General features: G+C 68.9%; 16 protein-coding genes and 1 pseudogene. 9 read left to right on the top strand and 8 right to left on the bottom strand.

Going from position 1 to position 20,517, the window contains the following annotated elements; translation table 11 throughout:
- Positions 1-5: 5 nt before the first annotated feature.
- Positions 6-491: a flavin reductase family protein gene (locus ACAG20_RS07520; RefSeq protein WP_013827174.1), complete on the bottom strand. Its 486-nt coding sequence runs from the start codon at positions 489-491 to the stop codon at positions 6-8.
- Between the two features lie 261 nt (positions 492-752).
- On the opposite strand from ACAG20_RS07520, the gene ACAG20_RS07525 reads away from it, so the two are divergent.
- From ACAG20_RS07525 to ACAG20_RS07535, 3 genes and pseudogenes are all read left to right on the top strand, one after another.
- Complete coding sequence (locus ACAG20_RS07525; RefSeq protein WP_112683936.1) at positions 753-2,588, top strand: acyl-CoA dehydrogenase; 1,836 nt, start codon at positions 753-755, stop codon at positions 2,586-2,588.
- Between the two features lie 135 nt (positions 2,589-2,723).
- Positions 2,724-2,828, top strand: a pseudogene (locus tag ACAG20_RS07530) (GlxA family transcriptional regulator); the annotation flags it as partial.
- 11 nt (positions 2,829-2,839) lie between these two features.
- Positions 2,840-3,553, top strand: coding sequence for a DJ-1/PfpI family protein (locus ACAG20_RS07535; protein ID WP_370492135.1), 714 nt, complete (start codon positions 2,840-2,842; stop codon positions 3,551-3,553).
- A gap of 171 nt (positions 3,554-3,724) precedes the next feature.
- Here ACAG20_RS07535 and ACAG20_RS07540 read toward each other — a convergent pair whose 3' ends face one another.
- On the bottom strand, positions 3,725-5,071 hold the full coding sequence (locus ACAG20_RS07540) for an acetyl-CoA C-acetyltransferase (protein WP_112683913.1): 1,347 nt from the start codon (positions 5,069-5,071) through the stop codon (positions 3,725-3,727).
- 151 nt (positions 5,072-5,222) lie between these two features.
- Here ACAG20_RS07540 and ACAG20_RS07545 point away from each other — a divergent pair, with 151 nt between their 5' ends.
- Both ACAG20_RS07545 and ACAG20_RS07550 read left to right on the top strand, forming a co-directional pair.
- Positions 5,223-6,587 carry a 3-oxoacyl-ACP reductase gene (locus ACAG20_RS07545; protein ID WP_370492329.1) on the top strand — a complete coding sequence of 455 codons (1,365 nt, stop codon included), beginning with the start codon at positions 5,223-5,225 and terminating at the stop codon, positions 6,585-6,587.
- A 1-nt stretch (position 6,588) separates the two neighbouring features.
- Positions 6,589-7,431, top strand: coding sequence for a MaoC/PaaZ C-terminal domain-containing protein (locus ACAG20_RS07550; RefSeq protein ID WP_370492136.1), 843 nt, complete (start codon positions 6,589-6,591; stop codon positions 7,429-7,431).
- 1 nt (position 7,432) lies between these two features.
- On the opposite strand, the gene ACAG20_RS07555 is transcribed toward ACAG20_RS07550, so the two are convergent.
- Positions 7,433-8,029, bottom strand: a complete 597-nt coding sequence (locus tag ACAG20_RS07555) for a TetR family transcriptional regulator (RefSeq protein WP_370492137.1) — start codon at positions 8,027-8,029, stop codon at positions 7,433-7,435.
- 163 nt (positions 8,030-8,192) lie between these two features.
- On the opposite strand from ACAG20_RS07555, the gene ACAG20_RS07560 reads away from it, so the two are divergent.
- Positions 8,193-9,668 (top strand): PE-PPE domain-containing protein, encoded by a 1,476-nt coding sequence (locus tag ACAG20_RS07560; protein WP_370492138.1) that lies wholly within the window; start codon positions 8,193-8,195, stop codon positions 9,666-9,668.
- A 9-nt stretch (positions 9,669-9,677) separates the two neighbouring features.
- Here ACAG20_RS07560 and ACAG20_RS07565 read toward each other — a convergent pair whose 3' ends face one another.
- Both ACAG20_RS07565 and ACAG20_RS07570 read right to left on the bottom strand, forming a co-directional pair.
- Positions 9,678-10,304 (bottom strand): TetR/AcrR family transcriptional regulator, encoded by a 627-nt coding sequence (locus ACAG20_RS07565; protein ID WP_041316745.1) that lies wholly within the window; start codon positions 10,302-10,304, stop codon positions 9,678-9,680.
- A gap of 77 nt (positions 10,305-10,381) precedes the next feature.
- On the bottom strand, positions 10,382-11,569 hold the full coding sequence (locus ACAG20_RS07570) for a glycoside hydrolase family 3 N-terminal domain-containing protein (RefSeq protein WP_370492139.1): 1,188 nt from the start codon (positions 11,567-11,569) through the stop codon (positions 10,382-10,384).
- Between the two features lie 303 nt (positions 11,570-11,872).
- On the opposite strand from ACAG20_RS07570, the gene ACAG20_RS07575 reads away from it, so the two are divergent.
- Together ACAG20_RS07575 and ACAG20_RS07580 are read left to right on the top strand one after the other, a co-directional pair.
- Complete coding sequence (locus ACAG20_RS07575; RefSeq protein ID WP_013827163.1) at positions 11,873-12,046, top strand: DUF2613 domain-containing protein; 174 nt, start codon at positions 11,873-11,875, stop codon at positions 12,044-12,046.
- A 55-nt stretch (positions 12,047-12,101) separates the two neighbouring features.
- Positions 12,102-16,373, top strand: a complete 4,272-nt coding sequence (locus ACAG20_RS07580; protein ID WP_370492140.1) for an alpha-(1->3)-arabinofuranosyltransferase family protein — start codon at positions 12,102-12,104, stop codon at positions 16,371-16,373.
- Positions 16,374-16,402: 29 nt separating this feature from the next.
- Here the strand turns inward: ACAG20_RS07580 and ACAG20_RS07585 are convergent, their stop codons facing one another.
- A complete protein-coding gene (locus tag ACAG20_RS07585) occupies positions 16,403-17,329 on the bottom strand; it encodes a hypothetical protein (protein ID WP_370492141.1) in 927 nt (308 codons plus the stop codon).
- Positions 17,330-17,441: 112 nt separating this feature from the next.
- On the opposite strand from ACAG20_RS07585, the gene ACAG20_RS07590 reads away from it, so the two are divergent.
- Positions 17,442-18,821 (top strand): NADP-dependent succinic semialdehyde dehydrogenase, encoded by a 1,380-nt coding sequence (locus ACAG20_RS07590; protein ID WP_370492142.1) that lies wholly within the window; start codon positions 17,442-17,444, stop codon positions 18,819-18,821.
- 16 nt (positions 18,822-18,837) lie between these two features.
- On the opposite strand, the gene ACAG20_RS07595 is transcribed toward ACAG20_RS07590, so the two are convergent.
- Positions 18,838-19,779 carry a R2-like ligand-binding oxidase gene (locus ACAG20_RS07595; protein ID WP_370492143.1) on the bottom strand — a complete coding sequence of 314 codons (942 nt, stop codon included), beginning with the start codon at positions 19,777-19,779 and terminating at the stop codon, positions 18,838-18,840.
- Positions 19,776-20,459, bottom strand: a complete 684-nt coding sequence (locus tag ACAG20_RS07600; RefSeq protein ID WP_112683922.1) for a TetR/AcrR family transcriptional regulator — start codon at positions 20,457-20,459, stop codon at positions 19,776-19,778. The genes ACAG20_RS07595 and ACAG20_RS07600 overlap by 4 nt, the downstream gene beginning before the upstream one ends.
- Positions 20,460-20,517 lie beyond the last annotated feature (58 nt).

Genomic DNA, 20,517 nt, shown 5'->3' on the forward strand with positions numbered 1-20,517 from the left:
GGGAATCAGCCACCGAGCCGCCGGAAACCGCTGCGGTGAAACACGATCGGCGTGATCTCGGGATCGACCGTCACGTCGCATACCCGCAGCACCACGATGGTGTGGTCGCCGGCGGGCACCAATTGCTCGACCGAGCTGCCCAGCCACACCCCGGTGCCCTTGATGAAGACCGCGCCTTCGTTGGTCACCGTCTCCAGCCCGGCGAACCGGTCGCCGGTCTTGGCGGCCAGCGTGCGTGCCGCGATGTCGTGCGCCTCACCCAGCACGCTGATGCCCAGCCGCGGCGAGTCCTTGAGTTTCGGCCACGTCGTCGAGGTGTTCTGCACGCAGAACGACACCAGCGGCGGCTCGAGCGACACCGGCACGAAGGTGCTGGCGGCCAACCCGACCCGGATGCCGTCGACCTCGGCCGCGACAGCCACCACGCCGGACGGGAAATGGCCGAACGCCTCCCGTAACGACGACGGCGTCAGATTGCTCGCAGAACTCACGTGGGCACTCACCGGAACTCATTTACCTCGTCGGGTCTGGTCGCTGAAGAACCCTACCCGCCGCCTCCCCACCGTGGCGGATCGGCCGCGGCGGAGCAGGCCTGACCAGGTGAGACCAACTGGTTGGTTAGTTAGCTAAGAGGATGTAGCTCACACTGGCTTGCGCTGTGGTCCCCACGGGGTATATTTCAGGGCACGTTACTGGTGGGTAACTTAAGCCTGAGTACCCAACCACAGGTGGCATTCCATGAGGAGGAAGCTGTGAGCCACTACAAGAGCAATGTCCGTGACCAGGTGTTCAACCTGTTCGAGGTCTTCGGCCTGGACCAGGTCTTCGGCCAGGGCGAATACGCCGACCTGGACGTCGACACCGCTACGGAGATGCTCGGCGAGATGGTCCGGCTGGCTGAGGGCCCGATTGCTGACTCCTTCGTCGACGGCGACCGCAACCCCCCGGTGTTCGACCCCGCCACCCACGCGGTGACGCTGCCCGAGTCGTTCAAGAAGTCGGTGCGCGCCACGCTTGAGGCCGGCTGGGACCGGGCCGGCATCGACGAGGCGCTCGGCGGCATGCCGATGCCCAAGGCACTGATGTGGGCGCTACACGAACACATCCTCGGCGCCAACCCGGCAGTGTGGATGTACGCCGGCGGTGCCGGCTTCGCCAACATCTTCTACCACGTGGCCACCGAAGAGCAGAAGAAGTGGGCCGTCATCGCCGCCGAGCGCGGCTGGGGCTCGACCATGGTGCTCACCGAGCCCGATGCCGGCTCGGATGTCGGCGCCGGCCGCACCAAGGCCGTCCAGCAGGAGGACGGCTCCTGGCACATCGACGGCGTGAAGCGGTTCATCACCTCGGCTGACTCCGACGACCTGTTCGAGAACATCTTCCACCTGGTGCTGGCCCGCCCCGAGGGCGCCAAGCCCGGCACCAAGGGCCTGTCGCTGTTCTTCGTGCCGAAGTTCCTGTTCGACTTCGAAACCGGTGAGCTCGGCGAGCGCAATGGCGTGTTCGTCACCAACGTCGAGCACAAGATGGGGCTGAAGGTCTCGGCCACCTGTGAGCTCACCTTCGGCCAGCACGGGGTGCCGGCCAAGGGCTGGCTGGTCGGCGAGGTGCACAACGGCATCGCGCAGATGTTCGACGTGATCGAGCAGGCCCGCATGATGGTCGGCACCAAAGCCATCGCCACACTGTCCACCGGCTACCTCAACGCACTGGAGTACGCCAAGGAGCGGGTGCAGGGCGCCGATCTGACCCAGATGACCGACAAGTCCGCGCCGCGGGTGACCATCACCCACCACCCGGACGTGCGCCGGTCGCTGATGACCCAGAAGGCCTACGCCGAGGGGCTGCGGGCGCTGTACCTCTACACCTCGACCTACCAGGACGCCGCCGTGGCCGAGAAGCTGCACGGCGTTGAGCCCGATCTCGCCGTCCGCATCAACGACCTGATGCTGCCGATCGTCAAGGGTGTCGGCTCCGAGCAGGCCTACGCCAAGCTCACCGAGAGTCTGCAGACGCTCGGCGGGTCGGGCTTCCTGCAGGACTACCCGATCGAGCAGTACATCCGTGACGCCAAGATCGACTCGTTGTATGAAGGCACCACGGCGATTCAGGCGCAGGACTTCTTCTTCCGCAAGATCATCCGGGACAAGGGCCAAGCCCTGGCACACGTCGCGGGCGAGATCGAGGCGTTCATCGCCAACGAGTCCGGCAACGGCCGGCTCAAGGCGGAGCGTGAGCTGCTGGCCACCGCGCTGGCCGATGTGCAGGGCATGGCCGCCACGCTGACCGGCTACCTGATGGCCGCGCAGGAGGACATCTCCAGCATCTACAAGGTGGGGCTGGGCTCGGTGCGCTTCCTGATGAGCGTCGGCGACCTGATGATCGGGTGGCTGCTGGCCCGCCAGGCCGCGGTGGCCGTCGAGAAGCTCGACGGCGGAGCCGAGGGCGCCGACCGGGCCTTCTACGAGGGCAAGATCGCGGTGGCATCGTTCTTCACCAAGAACTTCCTGCCTTTGCTGACCAGCACTCGCTCGGTGATCGACGCCATCGACAACGACATCATGGAGCTCGACGAAGCGGCGTTCTAGAACGCCACGACAACACAGGCCGCGCAGGTCCCCGAGGCGATCCCTCGGGGGCCTGTTGCATTGCAGCCGGGCCCAGCTACGGCTGACACTGATGGCGTGACCCGCAACGTCGTCGTCCTCGGCTACCCCGGCCTGGCGATACCGGGCCGCCGCGGCTTCGGCACCGCAGCAACCCTGCGCGGCACCGTGATCCGCCGGCTCGGCATCTCACCGGGCCCCTACCGCAGGACCTTCGCCTGAGAGGAACACCCATGCAGATCGCCATCGTGTTGTATCCCGGCTTCACGGCACTGGACTTCATCGGACCCTACGAGGTGTTGCGCTGGCTGCCCGATGCCCGGGTGCGGTTGCTGTGGCACGAGCCCGCGCCGATCACCGCCGACTCCGGCGTGCTCGTCGTCGGGGCCACCCATTCGTTCGACGAAACCCCCTCCCCCGACGTCATTCTGGTACCGGGCGGCATGACGACCACCGAACACGCCCGCGACCAGAAGCTGCTGGAGTGGGTGCGGCGAGCCCATTCCACGGCCACCTGGACGGCATCGGTGTGCTCCGGGTCGATCATCCTGGCGGCCGCCGGGCTGCTGGCCGGCAAGCGAGCGACCTCCCATTGGATGGCGCTGCCCGCCCTGAAGGCGTTCGGGGTCACCCCGGTCGCAGACGAACGCATCGTGCACTCCGGCGACATCGTCACCTGTGCGGGAGTCTCGGCCGGCATCGACCTCGGACTGTGGCTGGCCGGGCGGATCGGCGGCGAGCACCGCGCGAAGGTCATCCAGTTGTCGCTGGAATACGACCCGCAGCCGCCGTTCGACGCCGGGCACATGTCGAAGGCGTCGGCGAAGACCAAGGCCGCGGCGAGCGCGCTGATGGCCAAGGATCTGGCGACGCCGAGCCAGCTGAAAGCCGGAGCACTACTGCTGTGGGACCGAGCGATCGGCGCTCCCCGAAGCCGGCGCGGTTAGCCGCGATCAGTTGGCCGCCGCTGGATCCCCTCAGTCCAGCGGCGGGCCAAGACGCAGGTTGCTCCGCGATCCCGGTGCCAGACGCCCGCGCGGAGCGAACCGTGCTGCTGACTACCCGCGGGCACCCGGGCACAAACCTGGTGGTCGGCGGTCTGGTCGCCGCCGCGGGCGCTAGCCCTCCAGGATGGCGGCCACGCCCTGACCGCCCGCGGCGCAGATCGAGATCAGCGCCCGTACCGGCTTGTTCTTCGAGGCGCCCTTCCTCGCCGCCTTGGCCTCGGCGATCTGTTTGGCCGCCTGCGCCACGATCCGCCCGCCGGTGGCCGCGAACGGGTGCCCGGCTGCCAGCGACGAGCCGTTGACGTTGAGTTTGGCTCGGTCGATGGCGCCCAGCGCGGCGTCCAGTCCCAGTCGCTCCTTGCAGTATTCCTCCGACTCCCACGCCGCCAGGTGACACAGCACCGTCGAGGCGAATGCCTCATGGATCTCGTAGAAGTCGAAGTCCTGCAGGGTAAGACCGTTGCGGGCCAACAGCCGCGGCACCGCGTAGGTCGGCGCCATCAGCAGCCCGTCGGGGCCGGTGACGTAGTCCACGGCGGCCGTCTCGGAGTCGACGAAGTAGGCCAGCGGGGTCAGTTTGTGCGCGGCCGCCCACTCCTCGCTGGCCAGCAGCGCCACCGACGCGCCGTCGGTCAGCGGTGTGGAGTTGCCCGCGGTCATGGTGGCGTCGCCGGCTTTCGCGCCGAACACCGGCTTGAGGGTGGCCAGCTTCTCCGGGCTCGACTCGGGCCGCAGGTTGTTGTCGCGGTAGAGGCCCTGAAATGGGGTGACCAGGTCGTCGAAGAAGCCGCGATCGTAGGCGGCGGCCATGTTGCGGTGGCTGGCGGCGGCCAGCTGGTCCTGGTCGACCCGTTTGATCCCCATCTGCTTGGTGGTGATCGCCTGGTGTTCACCCATGGACAGCCCGGTGCGGTTCTCTTTGTTGGCTGGGATCTCTACCCCCAGGGTGGCCGGCAGCTTGCCGACCAGCTTGAGGCGCGCCATGTTCGACTTGGACCGGCGCAACGCCAGCAGGGTGCGGCGCAGTTCGTTGCCCACCTCCAGGGGCGCATCCGAGGTGGTGTCCACCCCGCCCGCGGCGGCTACCTCGTAGCGACCGGCGGCGATACCGTCGGCGGCGCAGATCGCCGCCTGCAGCCCGGTGCCGCAGGCTTGCTGCAGGTCGAAGGCGGGCGTGTAGGGCGACAGCGCCGAGCCGAGCACGCATTCCCGGATCAGGTTGAAGTCCCGGCTGTGTTTGAGCACGGCGCCGCCGATCACCGCGTCCAGCTTCTCGCCGGCCAGGCCGAACCGGTCGACCAGGCCACCGAGTGCCGCGGTGAACATGTCTTGGTTGGACGCGCTGGCGTAGGCGCCGTCCGAGCGTGCGAACGGGATGCGGTTGCCACCGAGGACGGCGACGCGACGTCGCGTGCCGGTGTCGGCGGGTGTGGGCTTAGCAGCAGATCCAGATGCCACGATCTCTCCGTCTGGTGGTCGGGCGCCCCGCACCGGCGGGACGATCGGGGTGATACTACCCAGTATTCTTACTCTGGAGTAAGTTCGTTGTCGACACCGTGGCCTGCACCAGGCACGTCCCCACATGGAAGGCAGCACGATGGCCCCTAAACTGGCCCCCAAACTCCCGACCGACCTGTTGTCCCAGATCCTGAACTCCGCCCCCGGATCGTTCCTGTCCAAACAACTGGGCGTTCCCCAGGCCGAGACGCTGCGCCGCTACCGGGTCGGCGAGCCGCCGCTGGCCGGGCCGCTGCTGATCGGCGGCGAAGGCCGGGTCGCCGAGCCGCTGCGCACCGCGCTGGCCGGCGACTACGAGGTGGTCGGCGACAACCTCGGTGGCCGCTGGGCCGACTCGTTCGGCGGGCTGGTCTTCGATGCCACCGGCATCACGTCACCGGCCGGGTTGACCGCGCTGCACGAGTTCTTCACCCCACTGCTGCGCAACGTGGGCCGCTGCGGCCGGCTCGTCGTGGTGGGCACCACGCCGGATGCGACCGGCAGCGTTGACGAGCGGATCGCCCAGCGCGCACTGGAAGGCTTCACCCGCTCGCTGGGCAAGGAGCTGCAGCGCGGCGCCACCGTGCAGCTGGTGTACCTGTCGGCGGACGCCAAGCCGGGCGCCACCGGCCTGGAATCGACGATGCGGTTCATCCTCTCGGCCCGCTCCGCTTACGTCGACGGGCAGGTGTTCTACGTCGGCGCCGACGACGCGACCGCCCCCGCCGACTGGGACCGCCCGCTGGAGGGCAAGGTGGCCATCATCACCGGCGCCGCGCGCGGTATCGGGGCCACCATCGCCGAGGTGTTCGCCCGCGACGGCGCCAAGGTGGTGGCGATCGACGTGCCGGGCGCGGCCGAAGCGCTGGAGAAGACGGCCACCCGGGTGGGCGGCACCGCGCTGGCCTTAGACGTCACCGCCGACGACGCGGTCGCGCAGATCGCCGCCCATCTCAAAGAGCACTATGACGGCAAGGCCGACATCTTGGTCAACAACGCCGGCATCACCCGCGACAAGCTGCTGGCCAACATGGATGACGCCCGCTGGAACGCGGTGCTGGCGGTCAACCTGCTTGCCCCGCAACGGCTTACCGAGGGTTTGGTGGGCAACGGCAGCATCGGCGAGGGCGGCCGGGTGATCGGCCTGTCGTCGATGGCCGGCATCGCCGGCAACCGTGGTCAGACGAACTATGCGGCCACCAAGGCCGGCATGATCGGGCTGACCGAGGCGCTGGCGCCGGAGTTGGCCGCCAAGGGAATCACCATCAACGCCGTCGCCCCCGGATTCATCGAAACCGAGATGACGGCAGCCATTCCGCTGGCCACCCGCGAGGTCGGCCGCCGGCTCAACTCGCTGTTCCAGGGCGGCCAGCCCGTCGACGTCGCCGAGCTGATCGGCTACTTCGCCAGCCCGGCCTCGAATGCGGTGACCGGCAACACGATCCGGGTCTGCGGCCAGGCCATGCTGGGGGCATGACATGACTCAACCAAGTGGTACCAAGAACATGTTGCGCGCGGTCGCCGGGGCGCTGCCATTCGTGCCACGCACCGGCACCGTGCCGGACCGCACGCTGCGGGTCGACGAGCTGGCCATCGACGCCGGCCACGTCGCCGAGTACGCTGCGGTCACCGGGCTGCGCTACGGCGATCAGGTGCCGCTGACCTACCCGTTCGCCCTGACGTTCCCGACGGTGATGGAGCTGGCGACCGCATTCGATTTCCCGTTCGCCGCAATGGGTTCGGTGCACACCGAGAACCGGATCGTCCAGCACCGCCCGATCGCGGTCACCGACACCGTCGGGGTCAGCGTGCACGCGGAGAACCTGCGCGAGCATCGCAAGGGTCTGCTGGTCGACATCGTCACCGACATCAACGTCGGCAACGACCCGGCCTGGCATCAGGTGACGACATTCCTGCACCAGCAGCGCACCAGCCTGTCCGACGAGCCGAAGCCGCCGCCGGCTAAACAGCCCAAGTTGGGACCGCCCAATGCGGTGCTGCGGGTCACGCCGGGCCGGATCCGGCGCTACGCCTCGGCCGGCGGTGACCACAACCCGATCCACACCAGTTCGATCGGCGCCAAGCTGTTCGGCTTCCCGACCGCGATCGCCCACGGGATGTTCTCCGCGGCAGCGGTGCTGGCCAACATCGAAGGCACGCTGCCCGACGCGGTGGAGTACCTGGTGAAGTTCGGCAAGCCGATGCTGCTGCCGGCCAGCCCGGGGTTGTATGTCGACCGGGTCGAGGGCGGCTGGGACCTGGCGCTGCGCAACGTCGCCAAGGGTTATCCGTATCTGACCGGTGCGGTGCGGGCGCTCTAGCTCAACTCCGGACACCGGCGGCCGCCAGCAGGTTGGCTTTGCTGACCTCCCAATGCGCGTTGATGAAGTCAAGACCCCACACCGGGATAGCGATCACCAGCCCACGGATGACTACCACCACGGTGTCCATATAGGCGGTCGCGTCAAAGCCGGGAGCGGGTGCCGGTAGCGCTTCGGCGGAGGCGACGGCTAGGCGAAAGATGTGTTGCTCCAACGATTTCACCGTCTCAGCGACATGCGGATCCATCCAGCAGGCAGCCCATAGCTGCGCTACCGAAAGCGCTTGCGGGCTGGTGAATTCGCGCCAGACCAGGTCGAGGAAACCAGCTAGGTCCAGCGTGGCGGCCGCGGTGGTCTCCTCGAAGTGGATGCGGGCCTGGTCCGCCAGTTCCAGCGCGAGCTGGGCGACCGCCGCGGTCACCAGCTCGTCGCGGGCCGGAAAGTGGTACATCACCGTGCTTTGCGACACGGCCGCCACGCCCGCGACCCGCCGAGTGGTCACCGCGGCGACCCCCGCGCAACGCAGCAGCTCGACGGCCGCACCGACCAGCGCGTTACGCGTGGCGGCACGTTGTTCGGCACGCGAAGCACGTTTCATTCGCATTCCCCTATTGCGTCAACAGTTCAATCACAGCTAATCTTACTGATCAGCTGAACAGCGAACACGGGTAGGGCCGCTATTCCTGCTGGTCAGGGTCGGTGTCCTTGCCGAGACACCTGGTAAGGGCAGCCAAGGGCTCTTCTTGCCTTCGGAGGTCGATATGGCCAGTCGGACTGCGCGTCCCTTCGGTGCCGTCCCGGCGGCGATCGCCGCGGCCGTCGCACTGGCCGTGTTGCCGGTGCTGCACCCGGTATCGGCCACCACCGGGACCAGAACCCTGCCGGCGCCGGCGAAGTTGCTGGACACCGAGTCGTGGATCATGGGCGGCAGCGGTATACCGATACCCCCGCAAAGCTATCTGGATTCCGTCAGCGAGCTCTTCATCAATCCCGCAGCCCCGTGGTTCGCCGGCCAGCCGCTGTTCCCGGTGGCTGCCATGAACGGCTTGTTCACCCCGGAGGGCCTGTATCCCAACAGCGGCGTCAAGAGCCTGGAGCTCGACACCTCGCTGGCGCAGGGCGTCAGCATCCTGCATCAGACCATCGACAAGGAGATCACCGCGGGCAACGATCTCGTCGTGCTGGGCGCCTCGCAGAGCGCCACCATTTCGACCATGGTGATGCGTGACCTGCTGGCGTTGCCGCCCCACCAACAGCCGACCGCCGACCAGTTGGCCTTCGTGCTGCTCGGGGATCCCAACAACCCCAACGGCGGCCTGTTCGAGCGGATGAACGTCTTCACCGAAGGCGGCTACCCGACCATCCCGAGCCTGGGCATCACCTTCAACGGCGCCACCCCAGCCGAAATACCCTGGCACACCGCAATTTACACCGGAGAATACGACGGCTACGCCGACTTCCCCCGCTATCCCATCAACCTGCTCGCCGACCTCAACGCCGTCCTGGGCATCGTGTATGTGCACACCACCTACCCGTCCATGACCCCCGAGCAACTCGCCTCCGCTATCGCACTGCCGGTTTCGGACGGCTACAACGGCAACACCGAATACTTCATGATTCCCACCGAGACGCTGCCGTTGCTTGCGCCACTGCAGTCGATTCCGGTGATCGGACAGCCGCTCTACGACCTGCTGGAACCCACGACACGGATCCTGGTGAACCTGGGCTACGGCAGCATCACCAACGGCTGGGATCCCGGCCCTGCCGATATCGCCACGCCGTACTCGCTGTTCCCGACCGACCTCGACTGGGGCGAGGTGCTCACGGCGCTGGGCAACGGCGCCCGGCAGGGCATCAACGACTTCATCAGCGATCTGTCGAACCTGTCGTTCCCGAGCGCGGCGGAGCTGTTGGGCGCCCCGGCAGCCGATATCGCGGCGTTCTCGATGCCCAGCTTCACCGACATCGTCAATGCGTTCACCGGCGCGGCCAGCGCCGCTTACGCCGCGCTGCTTCCGACCGCGGATCTCGTCAACGCCTTGCTCACGACGGCTCCGGCCTACGCCGCCAATCTGTTCGTGCAGGAACTCGGTTCGGGAGACATCCTCAACGCGCTCGGCATGCCGATCGCCGGCCTGTTCGGGTTGGGCAGCATCGCCCTCGGGTTCGAATACATCGTGATCAACCAGGCGATCTCGGAGATCACCGCCGAGTTCCAGGAGCTCTTCGCGGCCTGACGCGCCGGACTATCCCGCGGCGGCGCTCTCGGCGCCGTCACGGCCGCCGGGTGCCTCCTTGAGGCCACGCCAGAACAGGTCGATCATCAGCTCGCCCGCCTCGTCGACGTCGGTGTCGCCCGTGCTGACCCGGCTGGCGATCGCCTCGCCGGCGCCGACCAGTGCGACCGCCATCATGTCGAAGTCGACGCCGGGCTCGGGGTTGCGGGTGCCGGCCCGCAACAGCCGGCCGACCAACTCGACGATCCGCTCGCGGCCCTCCCGCACGGTGTGGGCGAACGCCTGCGAACTGGTGGCCTGCGAATACATCACGATCCAAGACGCCCGGTTGGTGTCGATGTAGTGCAGGAACGACCGGATCGTGTTCCGCAACAGGTCTTTCGGGCTCTGCTGGAAGTCGATGCTGGTGCGTACCGTCTCGACGAAGCGCGCCAGCTCACGATCCAGACACGCCCCGAAGAGTTCCTCCTTGGAGCCGTAGTACAGGTAGAGCATCGGCTTGGAAATCTGGGCCGCCGCTGCGATCGAGTCCATCGAGGTCTCGTGATAGCCGTTGATCGAGAACATCTGCACCGCGGCGTCGAGCATCTGCTGTTCACGCACAGCCCGCGGTAACCGCTTACTACCAGCCGCCATCGCCTCGGGGTTCCTTCCGCGTACCTTCTGCGGCACGATCTTACCGAAGAGTAACTTCGTGTCCGGCGGTGACGGTATCAGCCGTGGCAGTGCGTTCCGGGTTTCTTGACCGCCGCCAACCGCGCCAACGAGGCATCGATCGCCTCCCGCTTCAGCTCGCCCGCCGCCACCGCCTGCTCCAGCCGGTCCAACACCGCCGGCACCTCGTCGGTGGTGACCCACAGCGCGATGTCCACGCCGGCCCGCAGGCTTCGTAACACCGCATCGGCGACGCCGTAGTGCTCGGTGATGGCGGCCATCGATGACAGGTCATCGGTGAACACCAGTCCGGAGAACGCCGGGCCGTGATAGTCGGTGCCGGTGCGCAACAGGCTGACCGCGGCCGGACTCAGGCTGGCCGGGTCCTCGGTCAGGCCGGGCACTTCCAGGTGTCCCATCATCACCGCCACCGGTGCCTGGGTGACCAGCGTGCGATACGGCACCAGGTCGTTGTCCTGCAGCTGCGCCAGCGGTGGCGTGGCCACCGCCCCGGCGGTGTGCGAGTCACCGGAGCCGCGGCCGTGGCCGGGGAAGTGTTTGAGTACCGGTAGCAGCCCGGCGTCACGCAGTCCCTGCGCGTACGCTCCGGCGTACTCGGTGACCTTGGCCGGGTCCGAGCCGAACGAGCGGTCGCCGATCACGGTGTCGTCGTCGGTGCCCGCAGCGACCACGTCGACCACGGGTGCGAAGTCGATGGTGATGCCCAGGTCGGCCATCTTGCGGCCGCGCTCGGCCGCCAGCTCGCGCACCTGCGCGGCGCTGTGGGTAGCCGCCAGCTCCTTGGCAGACGGCGAGGACCCGATCAGCGAGGACAGGCGCGCCACCCGGCCGCCCTCTTCGTCGACACTGACCGCCAGCGGCAGCGGGCCGGCGGCGGCCTGGTCTTCCTTGATCTCGGTCAGCGAGCCGTCGGTCAGCATCGACAGCTCGGTCCAGCTGCCGATGAAGATGCCGCCGACATGGTGGTCGGTGACCACCGCGCGCGCGTCGGCCGCGTCACGGACGCCCACCATCACCAACTGCGCGAGCTTGTCGCGGATCGGCAGGGCCGCCAGCTGCTTACAGGCCGGGTCAACCGGCGCGGCGGCTGTCGAGGTGTCCGTCGACTCCGCCTGTGTCGACGGCGCGGGAGTCTCGGTGCGGTGGGAGCAGGCTGTCGTCAGCGCCGGCAGCAACGCGGCCGCCAACAGCAGACCGGGCAGTTGTCGAGTCAGCGATGCAGGCATCGCACCATGCTGTCACGGCTAGAACCGCCGGGCTCATGCGGCGGCCCCAGCCTCACCTCTCCTCCGTCGAGGATCGCTGAACCGCCGGGCTCATGCGGCGGCCCCAGCCTCACCTCTCCTCCGTCGAGGATCGCTGAACCGCCGTGCTCATGCGGCGGCCCCAGCCTCACCTCTCCTCCGTCGAGGATCGCTGAACCGCCGGGCACGCCGGGCGCGCATGCTACGTTGGCGGGCGGGAGTCACCGGGGGCGGTGTTATTGGTGCCCCGAGATCACGTCGCGGGACTGCGGAAGGAGCCAGACCATGCCTCGGTTCGTGGTACCGGCGGCCATCAGCATTGTCGTCGGGGTGCTGCTCGGCGCGGCCGCCGTCTTCGGCGTGACCTTGATGGTGCAACAGGACACCAAGCCGCAGATCGCCGGGGGCGACCCGCAGTCCTCGGTGCTGAACAGGGTGGAATACGGCAACCGCGGCTGACCTGCGGACGCCGTCGACTTCCGGCCGTCCGCAGACGGAGTTGCAGGGTGTGACAATGTTGTCGCGGCGCTGGCTGTGGCTGGTCGGCGCAGTCGCGTTGGCCTGCACTTTCATCCAGGCGCCAGGCCGGATCTCCCCGGACACCAAACTGGACCTGACCGCCGATCCGCTGCGGTTCCTGACCCGCGCGGTCAACCTGTGGAGTAGCGAACTGCCGTTCGGTCAGGTGCAGAACCAGGCCTACGGCTACCTGTTCCCCCACGGCGCCTTCTTCCTGCTCGGTGACTTCGTGGGGCTGCCCGGCTGGATCATTCAGCGACTCTGGTGGGCGCTGCTGCTCACGGTGGGCTTCTGGGGCGTGCTGCGGGTGGCCGAGACGTTGCGGATCGGCACCCCCACGGCACGGCTGATCGGCGCCGCCGCATTCGCCCTGTCGCCGCGGGTGTTGACCACCATGGGCTCGATCTCATCGGAAACGCTGCCGATGATGCTGGCCCCGTGGGTGCTGCTGCCGGTGATACGCGCGCTGGGCGCGCCGGGTAGCCAGCCGCCGGGGCGCCCGATGCGAGCGCTGGCGGGTCAAGCCGGCGTGGCGGTGGCACTGATGGGCGCGGTCAACGCCGTCGCGACGCTGGCCGGTTGCCTGCCGGCGATCATCTGGTGGCTGTGTCACCGACCGAACCGACGCTGGTGGTCCTTCACCGGCTGGTGGCTGCTGGCACTGGCGCTGGCGGTGACCTGGTGGCTGGTCGCCCTGCTGTTGCTGGGCCGGGTCAGTCCGCCGTTCCTGGACTTCATCGAATCCGCCGGGGTGACCACCCGGTGGACGTCGCTGACCGAGATTCTGCGCGGCACCCACAGTTGGACGCCCTTCGTCGCACCGAACGCCACGGCCGGCGCACCGCTGGTCACCCGCCCGGTGCTGATCCTGGGCACCTGCCTGGTGGCCGCCGCCGGGCTGGCCGGGCTGACCGGCATGCTGCGCCGGCGACTACCGGGCGCCGGGCGGCTGGTCACCATGCTGCTGATCGGGGTGACGCTGCTGGCAGTGGGCTACGCGGGCGGGCTGGGTTCGCCGCTGGCCCACGCCGTGCAGACCTTCCTCGACGCCGGCGGCGCCCCGCTGCGCAACGTGCACAAGCTCGAGTCGGTGATCCGGATCCCGCTGGTGCTCGGAGTCACCTATCTGCTGGGCCGTATACCGCTGCCGGGCAGCGCCCCGGCAGCGGTGTGGCGTCGTGCCTACGTTCACCCCGAACACCACAAGGCGGCGGCGGTCGGCCTGGTGGTGCTGACCGCGCTGATGGTCAGCACGTCGCTGGCCTGGACCGGCCGGCTCACTCCGCCGGGGACATTTCAGGATCTGCCGCAGTATTGGCGCGACGCCGCCGCCTGGCTCGGCGATCACAACACCGGCGGCCCGACGCCGGGCCGGGTGTTGGTGGTGCCGGGGGCTCCGTTCGCCACCCAGACCTGGGGCACCAGTCACGACGAGCCGCTGCAGGTGCTCAGTGAGACAGCGGGCGGTCCCTGGGGGGTGCGCGACTCCATTCCGCTGACCCCGCCGCAGACCATCCGGGCGCTGGACTCGGTGCAGCGGCTCTTCGCCGCCGGCCGCCCCTCGGCCGGGCTGGCCGACACCCTTGCCCGCCAAGGCATTTCCTATCTCGTGGTGCGCAACGACCTGGACCCCGACACCTCGCGGTCGGCCCGGCCGCTGCTGGTTCACCGCGCCGTCGACGGCTCGCCGGGGCTACACCGCGTGGCCCAGTTCGGCGACCCGGTGGGGTCGGGCACGGTGCCCGGATTCGTCTCCGACAGCGGATTGCGCCCGGCCTATCCGGCGATCGAGATCTACCGGGTCGGTGACCCGGCAGCCGGAGCGAACCCGGGCGCACCGTATCTGGCCGACCTCGATGCGATGCAGCGCGTCGCGGGCGGCCCGGAGGTGCTGCTGCGGCTCGACGAGCATCGCCGGTTGCGCGGCGATCCGGTGCTGGGTCCGGTACTGATGACGGCCGACGCGCGCCGAGCCGGGCTCGGTGCCCCGCGAAACGGCGGGATCACTGTCACCGACACGCCGCTGGCCCGCGAGACCGACTACGGCCGCGTCGACGACCACTCTTCGACGCTGCGGGCCGCCGGCGACGCCCGCCACACCCACAGCCGGGTGCCGGACTATCCGACGCCCGGCGCCGCCACGGTGTTCGGCGGCTGGATCGGCGGCCGGATCACCGCGTCGAGTTCGTCCTCGGACGCCACCGCGCTGCCCGACGTGGCGCCGTCGACGTCCCCGGCCGCCGCCATCGACGGCGACTCGGGCACTGCCTGGGTGTCCAACGCGCTGCAGTCGGCGGTCGGCCAATGGCTGCAGATCGACTTCGACCACCCGTTGACCAACGGCACCATCACCGTGACCCCCAGCGCGACGGCCGTCGGCGCGCAGGTACGGCGGATCCAGATCTCCACCGTCAACGGCACCACCACGCTGCGGTTCGACCGCGCCGGCGAGCCGCTGACCGCCGCGCTGCCCTACGGCGAGACGCCGTGGGTGCGGATCACCGCATCAGGAACCGAAGACGGTTCCCCCGGGGTGCAATTCGGCATCACCGACCTGTCGGTCACCCAGTACGACGCCTCGGGTTACGCGCATCCCGTCGACCTGCGCCACACCGCGCTCGTACCGGCCCCACCGGCGGGTGCGCGGGTGTCGCAATGGGATCTCGGGGCGGGCCTGCCCGGCCGGGCCGGCTGTGCCGCCGCCTCGGACGCCGTCCGCTGCGCGGCATCGATGATGCTGGAGCCCGAGGAACCCGCCACCTTCAGCCGCACCCTGAACGTGCCGCAGCCCATCTCGGTGACCCCGACGGTGTGGGTGCGGCCACGGCAGAGCCCCCACCTGGTCGACCTGATCGCCGAGCCGGGCGCGGCGAGGGCCCGCGGTGACGCCGACGTGCTCGACGTGCTCGGGTCGGCATACGCCGCCGCGGACGGTGATCCGGGCACCGCGTGGACCGCGTCGCAGCGGGTGGTCGCCCACCGCTCCCCGCCGACCCTGACCATCACGTTGCCGCGCCCGGTCGAGGTGGCCGGATTGCGGTTCACCGCCAGTAGGTCCCCGTTACCGGCGCGGCCCACGCTGGTGGCCATCGACCTCGGCTCGGGCCCGCAGGTCCGGGAACTGGCGGACTCCGACGAGCAGCGGGTACGGCTGCAGCCGCGGGTGACCGACACCGTCTCGATCAGTCTGCTGGGTTGGCAGGACGTGATCGACCGCACCGCGATCGGCTTCGACCAGCTCAAACCGCCCGGGCTGGCCGACGTGAGCGTGCTCGGCGTCAACGGCCGGCCGATCGCTCCCGCAGACCCCGCCCGCAACCGGTCGCGCCAGGTCACCGTCGATTGCGGCCACGGCCCGATCGTCGCGATCGCCGGCCGGTTCGTGCACACCTCGATCACCACCACCGTGGGCGCCTTGCTCGATGACGAGCCGGTGCGCGCCCAGCCCTGCGATCAGCGACCGATCGCGCTGCCGCCCGGGGCGCAGGAACTGTTGATCAGTCCGGGTTCGGCGTTCGTCGTCGACAGCGCCACGCTGTCCGGGCCGCTGGCAACCCGCGATGCAGTCAGCACCGCGACGACACCCGCCGTCGTCGGCACGTGGAGTCCCGCCCGGCGCGAGGTGACGGTATCCGACGCGCCGGCAACCCGGGTGTTGGTCGTTCCGGAGAGCATCAACCGCGGTTGGGTGGCACGCACAACCGACGGCAGCCGACTGGTCCCGGTCGCGGTCAACGGTTGGCAGCAGGGCTGGGTGGTTCCCGCCGGTACGGACGGCACGGTCACGTTGACGTTCGGCCCCAACCGGATGTACCGCCTGGGGATGGCCGGCGGGCTGGCCCTACTGCCGCTGCTGGCCCTGCTGGCCTGGTGGCCGACACGGCGGATCCGCAGCCCCGGCCCGCCGGCGCGGCCCTGGCAGCCCAGCCGCGGGCAGCTGGGGATCGCCGTGCTCGCGGTCGGCACCCTGATCGCCGGTGCCGCCGGCGCCGTCGTGTTCGGGGCGGCGCTGATCGCGATGTTCGCGCTGCGCCATCGGCAGCGCGCATTCGACGCGATCCGGCTCGGTTTGAGCTCCGGCGGGCTGATCCTGGCCGGTGCGGTGTTGTGCCGGCACCCGTGGCGATCGGTGGACGGCTACGCCGGACATTCCGCGGGCGCGCAGCTGGCTGCCCTGGTCTCGGTCGCCGTGCTGGCTGCGACCGCCGCGGTGGTCAGCAGCGGTGGACGTGATCCCGGCGAGCCCGCGCGCCGAGTGGGGATCTGACGACCGACCCGCCGACAAACCCGGGCCGGCTACTGCGCCGCCTCGAGCTTCTCGATCTGGGTGTTGAACAGTTGCACCAGCTCATCGACGTGAGTGGCATCATCTGACTCGTCATCGCCGGTTCGAAGCCCGATGTCATTGCTGCTGGCAACGACGAGCACGCCGCGGTAGTAGCCGGAGATCGTGGAGGCGGTGATCGCGATCGGCAGCCGGATGGCCGCCTTGCTGGAACTGGTGATCACCGTCGCGACCGCCCACGACGGCACTCCCTCGGCCTCCAACGGGCTGAGCTGGATATCGGTGGTGACGCTACGTCCGCCGGACTCGAAGGTCTGCTTGAACGACTGGCATTTGTCCACGAACGCCTTGAGGTCCGGGCGGTCCGGCGTCAGGGCCAGCCGAACTCTCATCGAGTGCAGGCCACCGGGTTGCAGCTTGGCCAACGTGGCCGTCGCCGTCTGGGTCGCGGAACTGGGACTCGAGTAGAAGTCAGCGCATTCCGGGGGGTCAACGGTCAGATTCGGCATCTCCGAGGGGCTGTCGCCGGCGCTGTTGACCCCGCTGATCCACTTGCCGCCGGAGGGGTCCGGGAAGGCGGCGCGTTCGACGAGCATGTCCGAGGTCAGCTCGGTGATGTCCGGTTTCCGGGACGGTTTCTCCTCCGCGGTGAGGCGACCACCCAAGCCCACCATCAGCCCTATGCCCACCACGACCGCCGTCGCGGCCGCGGCCAGCGAGAGCCACAGCCGCTTGCGCGAGCCCGGCTCGGGCGCCGGTATCGGCCACGGGGCGCCGTAGGGCGGATACGGCACCGGGGCGCCACCCTGACCGAAGTCGTCCACCCACAACGGCCAGCCGGGTGGCGGAGGCGGCCACGACGGATCCGGCGCCCAGTTCGCGTCCGGCGCCCAGCCGGGCGGCGCAGGCGGCCAGTTGGGCGGAGGGTTGAAACGCATCCAGGACTCCCGTATCGCTGTACTGACGCTGGCTCGTCGCGAGCCTACGCGGTTCGATGGTGGCAGGCTGGACCTACACACCCCACGACGCAGCGCCCCGAAGGAGACTCGCGTGCCCGCAATTGCCACCACCAACCCGGCAACCGGCGAGACGGTCAAGACGTTCACCGCGGCCACTGAAGCGCAGATCGAAGCCGCGATCGCCCGCGCGGCGGCCCGCTTCGCCGACTACCGTCGCACCGATTTCGCCCAGCGCGCCCGCTGGACGCATGCGGCCGCCGACCTACTGGAGGCCGAAGCCGACGACGTCGCTGCGACGATGACGCTGGAGATGGGCAAGACGCTGACCTCGGCCAAGGCCGAAGCGCTCAAATGCGTCAAGGGCTTCCGGTTCTACGCCGACCACAGCGAAGCACTGCTGGCCGATGAGCCGGCCCCCGACGCCTCGGCGGTCAACGCGTCCAAGGCGTTCGCGCGTTACCAGCCGCTCGGGGTGGTGCTGGCGGTGATGCCGTGGAACTTCCCGCTCTGGCAAGCGGTGCGGTTCGCCGCGCCGGCCCTGATGGCCGGCAACGTCGGTCTGCTCAAGCACGCCTCCAATGTGCCGCAGACCGCGCTGTACCTGGAAGACCTGTTGTCGCGCGCCGGTTTTCCCGACGGCTGCTTTCAGACCCTGCTGATCGGATCGGGCGCCGTGGAGCGGGTGCTGCGCGACCCGCGGGTGGCGGCGGCGACTCTGACCGGCAGTGAGCCGGCCGGGCGGTCGGTTGCGGCCATCGCCGGCGACGAGGTGAAACACACGGTGCTGGAGCTGGGCGGCAGCGACCCGTTCATCGTGATGCCGTCTGCCGACCTGGACGCCGCGGTGACGACCGCGGTCAAGGCCCGGGTACAGAACAACGGCCAATCCTGTATCGCGGCAAAGCGATTCATCGTCCACACCGATGTCTACGACGACTTCGTCACCGAGTTCACCGCCCAGATGTCGGCGCTGCGGGTCGGCGATCCGACCGACCCGGACACCGACGTCGGACCGCTGGCCACCGAACAGGGCCGCGACGAGGTGGAACAGCAGGTGGACACCGCGGCGGCGGCCGGCGCGGTGATCCAGTGCGGCGGGAAGCGGCTCGACCGCCCGGGCTGGTTCTACCCGCCGACCGTGATCACCGACATCACCCGTGACATGGCCCTGTTCACCGAGGAGGTGTTCGGGCCGGTGGCCTCGGTGTACCGCGTCGCCGACATCGACGAGGCGATCGAGATCGCCAATGCCACCACCTTCGGGCTGGGATCGAACGCCTGGACCGGCGACGACGCCGAGATCAGCCGGTTCGCCGACGAGATCGAGGCCGGCCAGGTCTTCATCAACGGCATGACGGTGTCCTACCCGGAGTTGCCGTTCGGCGGCATCAAGCGGTCGGGGTATGGCCGGGAACTGTCCGGCCACGGTATTCGGGAGTTCTGCAACCTCAAAACGGTGTGGGTGGCCTGAGACCGGGTCGGCCGTCTCAGGCGGAGACCGCCAGCATCTTGCGGTCTTCGTCGGCGAAGGTGTCCTCCAGCTGTACCGGCGAATAGTCCAGGTCGATCTCGCCGACCGGGCGGCCGCGGGCGCTGCTGATGGTGCCGAACCGGCGCATCCCCTTGTCCATGGAGTACTGCAGCAGTTCGTCGGAGGACAGTCCGAACGGGACGTCCTCACCGTAGATCTCGCTGCCCTCCGCGTTGTAGCTCACCAACAGCGGCAGGAGTTCGTTCATCCGTGTTTCGAACACCTCCCAGTTGGCGTCGTCGGCGGCGACGTGGCGCCGGCACGTGAAGGTGCCCCACGCCATGTGGCGCCGCTCGTCGTCGGCGATGTGCCCGATGAGGGCCTGCATACCCGGAAGCACGCCGCGCTGCACGCAGATCTTGTGCCAGGCGTAGTAACCGGTCAGCGCCAGCGTGCCCTCGACGAAGTGGTTGTAGGTCACCGCCGCACGTACCTGGCTCGCCGGTGAGGGATCGACCGACAGGATGGCCAACGATTCCGGCAATTCCTCGTTGAATATCCGCCGGTAGGACGGGAGCGCGTCGAGGTAGCCATGCAGGTCGTCGGTTATCCCCACCGCGTCCAGCCACATCCGGAACACCTGGGTGTGCTTGGCCTCCTCGAACGCGAACTGGGTCAGATACATCTCGTCGCCGAGTCGGCCTTCGGCGCGCATCGCCGCCATGAACGGCTGGATGTCCTGGGTGACCGACTCCTCGCCGGCGATGAACTGCGCACACAACCGGACGGCGTAATCGCGTTCCCGGTCGGTGAGCGATTCCCAGTCGTCCCGGTCGCGGGAGAAGTCGATGTCGGCGGGATTCCAGAATTTCGCGTTTCCGCCGGCGAACAGCTTGAGTGGCAGGCTGTCCCAGTTCAGCCCGCCGGCGGCCAATGAGTCGTAGTGGGTGCGGGTCATGGAACTGCCTCCTCGGATTGGTGGCGATGGCGAGTTCTCTCGCCGCCGAATGCCGCGGCCAGCACGGCGACCAGCCGGCGGATTGCCAGGGCCGGTTGTTCTGGAGTGTGCTCGTCGAGTCCGAGGACCGGGTCGATGCCGCGGAGGTAAGGGGCCAGCGCCAGGTGCGGGACGATCAGCAGCAGCAGCGACAGCAGCGCACCGGTGTCGGCGTCGGCACGCAGGTCCCCGCGAGCCTGCGCGTCGTCGACCAGCGGGCGCAGCACCTCCAGATAGTGGCGGTGGACGACGGTCCGCACGCTGATCCGGGCGTCGGTGTCGATCTCCATGCTGGCCGCGGCGTGCAGCGCCCGCTCGCGCGGGTGGTCGGCGAAGTAGGCGACCCAGACGTCGAGCATGTCGGTGAGGAACTCGAAGAACGGCCGGCTGGAGTCGAGGTCGACGATCCGTCGCTCCATGTAGGAACGCACTCGCTGGCCGGCGGTGTCGGCGACGAACGCGTACAGGTCGGCCTTGTCGGCGAAGTACTGGAACAAGCTGCCCTTGGCGACCTCGGCGCGCCGAGCGATGACGTTGAGACTGCCGTGCGAGAAGCCGCGCGCGCTGAACTCCGCCTCAGCAGCCTCCAGCACGGCGGCCCGGCGCGCCGGGTCGACCCGTCCCCACGTCACCGTCGGCATCGGACCACCTCACTGGAATGACCACTGGTCATCGTAATGTGAGGTGTGTCACTCTTCA

The organism is Mycobacterium sp. pW045 (assembly GCF_041287085.1).
In the GTDB taxonomy this organism is placed as follows: domain Bacteria; phylum Actinomycetota; class Actinomycetes; order Mycobacteriales; family Mycobacteriaceae; genus Mycobacterium; species Mycobacterium algericum_A.

What these genes read in the sequence shown, in the direction of transcription:
- ACAG20_RS07535 (WP_370492135.1), top strand. Translation starts at nt 2,840, where the DNA reads ATGCAGATCGCCATCGTGTTGTATCCCGGCTTCACGGCACTGGACTTC.
- ACAG20_RS07550 (WP_370492136.1), top strand. Translation starts at nt 6,589, where the DNA reads ATGACTCAACCAAGTGGTACCAAGAACATGTTGCGCGCGGTCGCCGGG.
- ACAG20_RS07555 (WP_370492137.1), bottom strand. Translation starts at nt 8,029, where the DNA reads ATGAAACGTGCTTCGCGTGCCGAACAACGTGCCGCCACGCGTAACGCG.
- ACAG20_RS07560 (WP_370492138.1), top strand. Translation starts at nt 8,193, where the DNA reads ATGGCCAGTCGGACTGCGCGTCCCTTCGGTGCCGTCCCGGCGGCGATC.
- ACAG20_RS07565 (WP_041316745.1), bottom strand. Translation starts at nt 10,304, where the DNA reads ATGGCGGCTGGTAGTAAGCGGTTACCGCGGGCTGTGCGTGAACAGCAG.
- ACAG20_RS07570 (WP_370492139.1), bottom strand. Translation starts at nt 11,569, where the DNA reads ATGCCTGCATCGCTGACTCGACAACTGCCCGGTCTGCTGTTGGCGGCC.
- ACAG20_RS07575 (WP_013827163.1), top strand. Translation starts at nt 11,873, where the DNA reads ATGCCTCGGTTCGTGGTACCGGCGGCCATCAGCATTGTCGTCGGGGTG.
- ACAG20_RS07580 (WP_370492140.1), top strand. Translation starts at nt 12,102, where the DNA reads ATGTTGTCGCGGCGCTGGCTGTGGCTGGTCGGCGCAGTCGCGTTGGCC.
- ACAG20_RS07585 (WP_370492141.1), bottom strand. Translation starts at nt 17,329, where the DNA reads ATGCGTTTCAACCCTCCGCCCAACTGGCCGCCTGCGCCGCCCGGCTGG.
- ACAG20_RS07595 (WP_370492143.1), bottom strand. Translation starts at nt 19,779, where the DNA reads ATGACCCGCACCCACTACGACTCATTGGCCGCCGGCGGGCTGAACTGG.
- ACAG20_RS07600 (WP_112683922.1), bottom strand. Translation starts at nt 20,459, where the DNA reads ATGCCGACGGTGACGTGGGGACGGGTCGACCCGGCGCGCCGGGCCGCC.